Source organism: Roseiarcus sp. (assembly GCF_052145395.1).
In the GTDB taxonomy this organism is placed as follows: domain Bacteria; phylum Pseudomonadota; class Alphaproteobacteria; order Rhizobiales; family Beijerinckiaceae; genus Roseiarcus.
This window is the reverse complement of the sequence record NZ_JBKQOT010000032.1, coordinates 1-7,717: the sequence shown is the minus strand read 5'-3', so window position 1 is coordinate 7,717 and position 7,717 is coordinate 1. Positions and strand designations below refer to the sequence as shown.

Sequence of the window (7,717 nt, the reverse complement as noted above, 5' to 3'; positions counted from 1 at the left end):
CCGCCTCGGCGGCGGGTTATTTCGTCAAGAGCCGGCTTCCCGAACGGCACCGCTCGCGCGACTCGTTCGAGTTCGTGCAGCTGAGCATCAACCTCCTCGTCACCTTCACGGCGATCGTGCTCGGCCTTGACGAACTCGGTCAAGAGCGGCTTCGATGCGGCCTACAACGTGCGCGGCCCATACGCGGCCGCGCTCGCCCAGTTCGACGGCTGCCTCCAGGACTACGGTCGTGAGACCGATCCGATGCGCGCTCTGATGCGCGCCTATACCGCCGCGGTCATCGCCAGCACCTGGCCAGATGAGACGCCGCCAGAGGGCGTCCGCTACCCCGACACGAAGGGCATGCCGCTGACCGGCGAAAGCGGCGTCCTCGGCGCGATCATCGACGACGTCGGGAAGGAGCTGCGACGGCTTCAGCCGGCCGATCCCCTGCATCAGCATCTGCAATCCGCCTGCGAGCAGGAGTACGCGGACCTCGTCAAGAGCCGCTGGACGGTGATCGAGCAAGCTCGCCCTTCTTTTACGCCGCCCTTCTACTGGGTGCTCGTGTTCTGGCTCGTGATTCTGTTCGCGAGCATCGGGCTCACCGCGCCGGCGAGCCCCGTCACGATGATCGTGATTCCGCTCAGCGCGATTTTCATCTCGGCGGCGATGTTCGTCATCCTGGATCTCGACACGCCATACGGCGGCCTCTTCGGCATCCCGAGCACTGCGATGCGTCACGCGCTTGCCGACATGATGGCGCGCTAAAGGATCAGAATGGCCGGCGGCCCGCGACGACCTCAAAAAACATCGCCCAGTCGCCCATCAGGCTCCAGAGCGGATAGGTGAAGGTGGCTGGCTTGTTCTTTTCGAAGAAGAAATGGCCGACCCAGGCGAAGCCGTAGCCGATGACTGGCATGAGCAGCATGAGCCACGGGTTGCGCGTCGTGATCGCAGCAGCCAGCGCGACCAACACGAGCGCGCTGCCAATCACGTGGAGACGCCGGCACACGGCGCTGCGGTGCTCACCGAGATAGAAAGGGTAGAAGTCCCGGAAGGTGGCGAAGTGTTGAGACTCGGCGGAAGCGGGCTCGGACATGGCAGGCGCTCGTTGATGGCGGGGCGCAAGACTTGCTGAAGGCGCGGTCCATTCGCAAGAAGGCGTCAAATGCCCGAGGAGGGCAGTCACACCCAACGCCGCCAGCAGGAGGCGTTGGACCGCGCCATGCAGGAGAAGTGGCGACTTTACGCTTTCAGGGCGCCGACAGTCGATCCGCGAACTCGGCGATGGTCTTGGCGTAGACCGGGGAGGCGTTCCATTCCTGTACGGCGGCGAAGTTCGGCTCGCCCTCGTCCCACTTGGCCCCGCGCTGCCAGCCATGCGCATGCAGGAAATTTGCGGTCGAGGCGAGCGCGTCGGCCGAATTGCCAATCAGGTCGCCCCCCCGTCCGCCGTTCGCCGACACGCCGTATTTCAGATAGGCGGACGGCATGAACTGGGTCTGTCCGAGTTCGCCCGCCCAAGCGCCGCGCATCTGCTCCGGGGTCAGAAGTCCGCGCTGGACGATCATGAGCGCATCGACCAGCTCCGCCTGGTAAATCGAGCCGCGCCGACAGTCGTAAGCCAGGGTCGCCAGAGCGCTGAATGTCGGATAGCGGCCGAGGCCGGCCCCGAAATCCGTCTCCAGTCCCCAGATTGCGACCAGCACCGGCCCCGGCACGCCATAGCGCTGCTCGATGCGATCGAGCGGCTCGGCATAGGCGACCAGCATCGTCTTGCCGCGTTTGATCCGCGCCGGGGTGATGTGCTTGGCGGCGAAGCTCGCGTAATCGCCCTGGAGCGCTCCCTGACCGTGATCGTGCGACAGCACAGAACGGTCGAACGTCGCAGTCGACAACGCCTGATCGACGACGTTGGGGGACACGCCATCGTTGATTGCCACCTGCTTGAAGTCATCGAGCCAGGGCTTGAACCCGTCCTCGCTCTCGCCGCACTGAGCGGCAAGCGCCGGCGCGCCTGCTAGCGCCGCCCACGCCAGAATTGCCAAGACTCCAGCCCGCATTCTCGAATCTCCATGCTCGACTTCTAAAGCTAGGGGGTGAATAGCATCTGAAGCTACGGGGTGAATACGCACCAATCGGGGCCGAAGGTTGGCCATTTCCGCCGCCGGTCTCCGTTTGTCTGCCGCCTTGCGCCGTCTCCCGTGCGACATTTATAGCGTTGGAGCCACCCGCGCGCCCATGATAGAAGCGCGCGTCATGACCTCAGCCGTCTCCGCCGCCGAGGAGCACGCGTCTGTGCGCCTCGCAGGGGCGACCCGTTCCGAACTCGCGCGCGCGCTTGCCGAACTCGGCGTGGCCGAAGGCGAGCGCAGCATGCGCGTGTCGCAATTGTGGCACTGGATTTATCACCGCGGCGCCCGCGAGTTTTCTGCGATGCGCAACATCGCCAAGCCCCTGCTGGCGAAGCTTGCCGAGCGGCACGAACTCGCGCGTCCCGAAGTCGTCACGGAGCAGGTGTCGGCCGACGGCACGCGGAAATGGCTGCTTCGGATGCCGCCGGCGCACGCCCACGACAAGGGCGCCGAGATCGAGTGCGTCTACATTCCCGAATCCGACCGCGGGACGCTTTGCGTATCCAGCCAGGTCGGCTGCACGCTCAACTGCACGTTCTGCCACACCGGCACGATGCCGCTGGTGCGCAACCTGACGACGGCGGAAATCGTCGGGCAGGTTCTCATCGCACGCGACCGGCTCGGCGATTTCCCGGGCGGGACGCCGCCGCCCGACGGGCTCGTCCCGTCCGGCGAGGGTATGCGCGCAGTGTCCAACATCGTGTTCATGGGCATGGGCGAGCCGCTCTACAATTTCGGCGCCGTGCGCGACGCCATCGCGATCCTCACGGACGGAGAGGGCCTCTCCCTGTCCAAGCGGCGCATCACGGTCTCGACCTCGGGCGTCGTCCCAGAAATGGAGCGCCTGGGCGCCGAGTGCGGGACCATGCTCGCGGTTTCGTTGCACGCCACGAATAACGCGCTCCGCGACAAGCTGGTGCCGCTGAACCGGAAATACCCGATCGAGCGCGTGCTGCAGGCCTGCCGCGGCTATCCCGGCGCATCCAACGCACGACGCATCACTTTCGAGTACGTGATGCTGAAGGGGGTCAACGATACGCCGGCCGAGGCCAAGGCGCTCGTCCGCCTTCTCAAGGGCGTGCCCGCCAAGATCAACCTCATTCCCTTCAACCCCTGGCCCGGCAGCCCGTACGAATGCTCAGATTGGGAAACGATCGAGCGGTTTTCCGAGATCGTGTTCAACGCCGGCTACGCGAGCCCGGTCAGAACGCCGCGCGGCCGCGATATTCTGGCCGCCTGCGGCCAGCTGAAGAGCGAAACCGAGAAACTGCGCGCGCGGGCGCGGATAATGCTCGAAGAGAGTCTGGTCGTTGGACAAGATTGACGCCGGCGCGGCGCCGCATACGACCGAAAGCGCGATGGGGGACGAGGCCGCCGCCGGATTCGACGTCTGGCGCGCGGTGAAGACGAGTCTCAGCGACATCTTCCGCATGCCCCGGCTCGGCTGGCGGGGCCTCATCGCCGCATTCGCCGTCGTGTTTCTGGGATGGCTTTCGACCTCGCTCTATCGCGTCCAGCCCGACGAGAAGGGCGTCGTGATGCGCTTCGGCCAGTGGGTCGACACGACGGAACCCGGCCTGCACGCCCACCTGCCCTACCCGATCGAAACCGTGCTCCTGCCCAAGGTGACCCAGGTCAACCAGATTCAGATCGGCGTCGCCCCGTCCGCCGGAGCAGGCGACCCTCAGTCGGGGCGCGGCGGGCAGATGCTGACCGGCGACGAGAACATCGTCGAGGCCGACTGCACGGTGTTCTGGAAGATCCGCGACCCCGGGCAGTTCCTGTTCAAGGTCGAAAATCCGGAGCTGGCGGTGCGGACCGCCGCCGAGGGCGCGCTGCGCGACGTCATCAGCCGCACCCCGATTCAGGCCGCCATGTCCACCAGCCGCCAGCAGATCGCCGACGAGACCCACGCCCTGTTACAGAAGCTGCTCGACGACGAGCAGGCCGGCGTGGAAATCACGCAGGTGCAGATGCAGCGCGTCGAGCCGCCGCTCGCCGTGATCGACGCGTTCAACGACGTCCAGCGCGCGCGCGCCGACCAGGAGCGCGCCCGCAATGAGGCCGAGGCTTACGCCAACGACATTCTTCCGCGCGCTCGCGGCGAAGCGGAGCACATCCGGCAAGAGGCCGAGGCCTATCGCACCCAGGTCGTCAACCTCGCTCACGGCGAGGCCGACGCCTTTTTGCCCATGCTGAAGAGCTACGAGGCGGCGAAGGACGTGACGGCGTGGCGCCTTTATCTCGACAGCGTCGACGAGGTGTTGAAAAAGTCATCGAAAGTCATCGTCGACACTTCCGGCAAAGGCGTGTCGAGCGTCATGCCCTATCTGCCGGTGACCGAATTCAAGACGCCTTCCATGCCGGCGCCAAGCTCGTCCGCCACGCCCGCGGCGCCAACCCCGGGAGCGGTCAAGTGAGAAGCCGCTGGCTCGCCATCGTCGCTGCGAGCGCGCTGGCGCTCGATCTCGCCCTCTCGTCGATCTACGTCGTCAGCGAAGGCGAGCAGGCGCTGGTCGTCCGCCTCGGCGCCCCCGTCGCGGTCGTCGAAAAGCCGGGTCTGAAACTCAAGGTCCCTTTCATCGACTCGGTCTATGTGACCTCGACGCGCTCTCTGCTGCTCGAGCCCCAGGTCGAGCAGGCGATCATGGGCGACCAGAAGCGGCTCGAGATCCAGCCCTACGCCCGTTACCGGATCGTCGATCCGCTGCGCTTCTATCAGGCCGTGCGGACCCCGGAAGCGGCCAACACACAACTGGGCCTGCTCGTCAGCTCCGCTGCGCGGCGCGCGCTCGGTCAGGCGCCGCTGCGGGCCCTGCTGACCGACGAGCGCAGGCGCATCCTCGACGCGATCAAGACGGAAGTCGCGGCCAAAGCCGCCGCTCTCGGCGTCTCGGTCGACGAAGTGCGCTTCCGACGCGCCGACCTGCCGTTCGAGACCAGTCAGGCGATCTACGACCGCATGAAGTCCGAGCGACAGCGTGAAGCCAAGGAACTGCGGGCCCAAGGCTACGAATGGGCCCAGCAGATCCAGGCCAAGGCGGATCGCGACCGCACGGTCATTCTCTCCGAGGCCCAGCGCGGTGCGGCCGTCGCGCGCGGCGAGGGCGACGCCGAGGCCAACGGGGCGCTTTCGGACGCCTTTTCCCGGAACCCACAATTTTACACGATGGTTCGCGCGCTCCAAACCTACAAGGGCGCGCTCGCCAATTCCGGCCCGACCATGATCGTCACTCCCGATGCGGATTTCATGCGGCTCTTGAAGGCGGGACCGGCGTCGGATCAAGGCCCGAAACCTTGAGGCCCAGCGTGACGGACGGATCGGACGGCCCCGCGCCGGGGGGCGTCCTGCGATGAGCGACATCGGGGCCTCGCTCTTTCTGCTGCTGCAGATCTTCTTCGTCGACCTGCTGCTCGGCGCGGACAACGCGATCGTCATCGCGATGGCCTGCGGCCGCCTTCCGCCCGAAAGCGCCCGGCGCGCCGTCATCCTCGGCGCCGGCGGGGCGATCGCGCTCAGGCTGGTGATGATTTTGTTCGCCAACGCGCTCCTCGGCATTCCACTGGTGAAGCTTGTCGGCGCCTGGATGCTGATCGTCATCGCCCTCAACGTGCGCCGCCACGACAGAGCCGCCGAAGGGTCCGGGCAGCCGGCCGACGCGAGCGATTTCATGTCCGCCGCCGCCGTCATCATGCTCGCCGACGCCGCGATGAGCCTCGACAACGTGGTGGCGCTCGCCGCGATCGCGGGCGGCAATCTCTGGCTACTGGCGATCGGCGTTCTCCTGAGCATCCCCATCATCGTCTACGGCGCGTTTATCCTCAGCGGGATTTTCCGGCTCGCCCCGGAGATCTTCACCATCGGCGCGGCGTTTCTCGGCTGGATCGCGGGCGGCATGGCGACGACCGATCCGCTGGTGTCGGGCTGGATCGACGCCAATGCTCCGGCGCTTGCCGTCTTCGCGCCGGCGCTCGCGGCGTTGTTCGTCCTGGCCGCCGGCAGGGGCGCGCCGCGGCCGGCCGCGCGTCGGCGGCTGGCGGCGCCCAGCCCAGCGCCGTCCCCTCCGCGCGAGCCGCTGACGGCGGCCGCCGTCGCGTCCGCTCTCCCGCAGGCGGCGATGACCGCTGTTTCCGCGGGCCCGGCGCCGTCCAGCCCGCTCGTCCTGCGTGTCGCGGCGCCCCCGCAGCCAGCGCCCGCGCCTGTCGTTCCTCGCGCCGACGCTCCCGAACCGGGCGTTCATTCAGACGCCCCCGCGCCGGTCCAGCCCGACGACATCCTGCCCGGGTTCGCGTCCGAGGAGCCCGCGGCGTCGTCCCGCGACGGCTGGACCGAGGAGCGGCTCGTCGTGGCCGGTTTCGTGCTGCTCGCCTTCCTGGCGGGCCTGATCATCTTCGTCGCGTCCTTCTTCGACAGCCTGACATAGGACGACGGCGGCCCGGCAAACAACTCAAAGGATCTTGACTTTCTTGCACCATACGGCGACCAGAAAACCGATCATGAAGCCTGACCATCCCATCGAGTCGCGCGCCCCGCGGCGCAGCGAGCGCCTGAGGCAGCGCGCCGCCTGGATGTATTTCGTCGAGGAGATGACGCAGAGCGCCATCGCCGACGCCCTTGGCGTCGGCCGCGTGACGGTCGTACGCATGCTCGCCGAGGCCAAGGCGCTTGGCGAGGTGCGCATCGCGCTTTCGCGCGGCCATGCCGAACTCGGCGGCCTCGAGGCGGCGCTTTGCACCACCCACGGATTCGACGAGGCGCTCGTCGCCCCGCTGTCGTCGACCGAGGCGGACGCCACGTCGCCGATCGGGGCGGTCCTGGGCGAATATCTGTCCTCGCTCCTGCGCAACGACATGAAGATCGGGCTCGGCTGGGGCCGTACGCTGAACCGCTCGCTCGAGCATTTGCGCGAGCGCTCGCTTCGCGGCCTCAACATCGTGTCGCTGGTCGGCGGGGTGACCCATTTCGCGCACGACAACCCGGCCGAGTTCCCGTCCGCTTTCGCCCGCGCCTTCAACGCCGACTGCTACCTTATCCCGTCGCCGGCCCTGGTCGACAGCCCGGCGACCAAAACCGCGCTGATCGAGCGCTGCGGCCTCAGGGGCGTCTATGACTTCGCCAACGCGCTCGACGCCGTCGTCGTCAGCGCCGGTTCGCTCGGGCCCGAGGCGACGATCGCGCGGTACGAGGTGATCGGCGAGGCGGACCGGCGTGCACTCAGCGAACTGGGCGCGGTCGGCGAGATGCTCTGCAACGTGTATGACCACGACGGACGGGTGCTCGACCATCCGCTGAACCAGCGCGTGATGTCGGTGCCCATGGGGGCCGTGCGCGCCGCTCCGATCCGCGTGTTGGCCGCTGGCGGAATCCACAAGCTCGCCGCCATCGAGGGCGCCATCCGGCTCCTCCGACCGACCACGCTGGTGACGGACGAAGTAACCGCGCGGAGACTGACCGGAATTCCCATCTGAGGCGGCTAAGAGCCCGACTCGAAATTCAAACGGCTTCGTTTTTCCGCGCAATCCTTCGCATAAGGAGGAAAGCGAGGGCCAATTGGAGCCATGCGAGTGAGGATTCGATTGTCGCCTCGAAATCCTTTGAC

At 67.0% G+C, this 7,717-nt stretch carries 8 protein-coding genes; 6 read left to right on the top strand and 2 right to left on the bottom strand.

Annotated elements, in window-relative coordinates; translation table 11 throughout:
• Positions 1 to 126 precede the first annotated feature (126 nt).
• Entirely contained in the window at positions 127 to 750 is a 624-nt protein-coding gene (locus ACLP25_RS01075; RefSeq protein ID WP_442467403.1) for a bestrophin-like domain, read from the top strand.
• Positions 751 to 754: 4 nt separating this feature from the next.
• On the opposite strand, the gene ACLP25_RS01070 is transcribed toward ACLP25_RS01075, so the two are convergent.
• Both ACLP25_RS01070 and ACLP25_RS01065 read right to left on the bottom strand, forming a co-directional pair.
• A complete protein-coding gene (locus tag ACLP25_RS01070; protein WP_442467402.1) occupies positions 755 to 1,081 on the bottom strand; it encodes an Mpo1-like protein in 327 nt (108 codons plus the stop codon).
• A gap of 154 nt (positions 1,082 to 1,235) precedes the next feature.
• A complete protein-coding gene (locus ACLP25_RS01065; protein ID WP_442467401.1) occupies positions 1,236 to 2,045 on the bottom strand; it encodes a lytic murein transglycosylase in 810 nt (269 codons plus the stop codon).
• 196 nt (positions 2,046 to 2,241) lie between these two features.
• On the opposite strand from ACLP25_RS01065, the gene rlmN reads away from it, so the two are divergent.
• The 5 genes from rlmN to ACLP25_RS01040 all read left to right on the top strand — a co-directional run bounded on the left by rlmN (position 2,242) and on the right by ACLP25_RS01040 (position 7,586).
• Positions 2,242 to 3,441: a 23S rRNA (adenine(2503)-C(2))-methyltransferase RlmN gene (gene rlmN / locus ACLP25_RS01060; RefSeq protein ID WP_442467400.1), complete on the top strand. Its 1,200-nt coding sequence runs from the start codon at positions 2,242 to 2,244 to the stop codon at positions 3,439 to 3,441.
• Positions 3,428 to 4,537, top strand: coding sequence for an FtsH protease activity modulator HflK (gene hflK, locus ACLP25_RS01055; protein ID WP_442467399.1), 1,110 nt, complete (start codon positions 3,428 to 3,430; stop codon positions 4,535 to 4,537). The genes rlmN and hflK overlap by 14 nt, the downstream gene beginning before the upstream one ends.
• Positions 4,534 to 5,418 carry a protease modulator HflC gene (hflC, locus tag ACLP25_RS01050; RefSeq protein ID WP_442467398.1) on the top strand — a complete coding sequence of 295 codons (885 nt, stop codon included), beginning with the start codon at positions 4,534 to 4,536 and terminating at the stop codon, positions 5,416 to 5,418. Before hflK ends, hflC begins: the two co-directional genes overlap by 4 nt.
• 52 nt (positions 5,419 to 5,470) lie before the next feature.
• Positions 5,471 to 6,541, top strand: coding sequence for a YjbE family putative metal transport protein (locus tag ACLP25_RS01045; protein ID WP_442467397.1), 1,071 nt, complete (start codon positions 5,471 to 5,473; stop codon positions 6,539 to 6,541).
• 73 nt (positions 6,542 to 6,614) lie between these two features.
• Positions 6,615 to 7,586, top strand: coding sequence for a sugar-binding transcriptional regulator (locus tag ACLP25_RS01040; protein ID WP_442467396.1), 972 nt, complete (start codon positions 6,615 to 6,617; stop codon positions 7,584 to 7,586).
• The last annotated feature ends 131 nt before the right edge of the window (positions 7,587 to 7,717 follow it).

Bases quoted from the DNA above. Each gene is read 5' to 3' on its own strand.
- ACLP25_RS01070 (WP_442467402.1), bottom strand. From the start codon at position 1,081: ATGTCCGAGCCCGCTTCCGCCGAGTCTCAACACTTCGCCACCTTCCGG.
- ACLP25_RS01065 (WP_442467401.1), bottom strand. From the start codon at position 2,045: ATGCGGGCTGGAGTCTTGGCAATTCTGGCGTGGGCGGCGCTAGCAGGC.
- rlmN (WP_442467400.1), top strand. From the start codon at position 2,242: ATGACCTCAGCCGTCTCCGCCGCCGAGGAGCACGCGTCTGTGCGCCTC.
- ACLP25_RS01045 (WP_442467397.1), top strand. From the start codon at position 5,471: ATGAGCGACATCGGGGCCTCGCTCTTTCTGCTGCTGCAGATCTTCTTC.
- ACLP25_RS01040 (WP_442467396.1), top strand. From the start codon at position 6,615: ATGAAGCCTGACCATCCCATCGAGTCGCGCGCCCCGCGGCGCAGCGAG.